We start from the raw sequence: 1,227 nt of genomic DNA on the forward strand, positions 1-1,227 counted from the left end.
TAGCCTTAGCCCAACAAGGGAAGCTAGAAGAAGCCGTAGCCGCTTATCAACAAGCCATAGCCCTATCCCCCAATCAGTACTTTGAGTTTTACCAAAAATTAGGGGAAGCTCTCACCCAACTCCAGCACTGGGAGGAAGCAGTTACCGCTTATGGTCGTGCCATTGACCTCAGCCCAGAAAATCCAGATTTATACTACCCCTTGCGCAAAGCATTGGAAGCATTGGGACAGTGGCAAGAACCAGAGTATGAACCCCCATCAGAAGACCCTTGGCTAGCGGCTCACCAATGGGCAGATAGTTTGCGAGAACAAGGGAAAATAGCAGAAGCGATCGCAGCCTATCGCTATGCTCTCGATATCAATCCCAACTGTTGTGAATCTTACCATTGGTTAGGGGATTTACTCTTAACCCAACAGACTTGGGATGAAGCAGCAACAGCTTACCAGCGAGCCATAGAACTAAATCCTTACAATCCCTGGTCTCACCATAATTTAGGGCTAGCCTTAACCGAATACGGCAAATTAGACGAAGCAGTAGCAGCCTTAAACCAAGCCATAGCCCTATGCCCCAACCAGTACTTTGAATTTTACCAAAACTTAGGAAACGCCCTCAGCAAACTCCAGCGTTGGGATGAATCCCTTACCGCCTATGGCGATGCTATTAAATTAAATCCAGGCCATCCTCAGTTACACAGTAGTTTAGCAGGTGTATTGGTTCAATTGGGAAAGTCCGATGAGGCGGTAGCGTCCTACCGCCGCTCTATACAGTTAAACCCAGATGACCCCGAGATACAGGAAAAATTAGGAAATGTGCTTCGAGAAAGAGTCCAGGTCGATTTAGATCAAGCAATGAGCTGTTATCGTCGAGCGATTCGGACTAATCCAGATAATCTCGATAATTATCACAAGGCATTAGGGATACAATCCAACGATCCTGAACTCTATCTACAGTTAGGCAATACATTTGTTAAACAAAATCAGTTAGACCAAGCCATCATTTTCTACCAAATTGCCCTCCAGATCCAACCCGAAAATTATGAAGTAAACGCTCAGTTGACCAGTGTTTTGGAAAAACAAGGCAAACTAGGGAGTAGGGAGTAGGGAGTAGGGAGTAGGGAATAGGGAATAGGGAACAGGCAAGAGGCAAGAGGCAAGAGGCAAGAGGCAAGAGGCAAGAGGCAAGAGGCAAGAGGCAAGAGGCAAGAGGCAAGAGGCAACCTTGGCCTTG

At 46.7% G+C, this 1,227-nt stretch carries 1 protein-coding gene; it reads left to right on the forward strand.

Annotated features, from left to right (window positions below; all coding sequences use genetic code 11):
- Positions 1-1,100 (forward strand): tetratricopeptide repeat protein (locus F6K49_RS50540; RefSeq protein WP_293110430.1); only part of this gene is annotated, 1,100 nt, incomplete at its 5' end.
- Positions 1,101-1,227: the final 127 nt, after the last annotated feature.

The organism is Moorena sp. SIO3I6 (assembly GCF_010672095.1).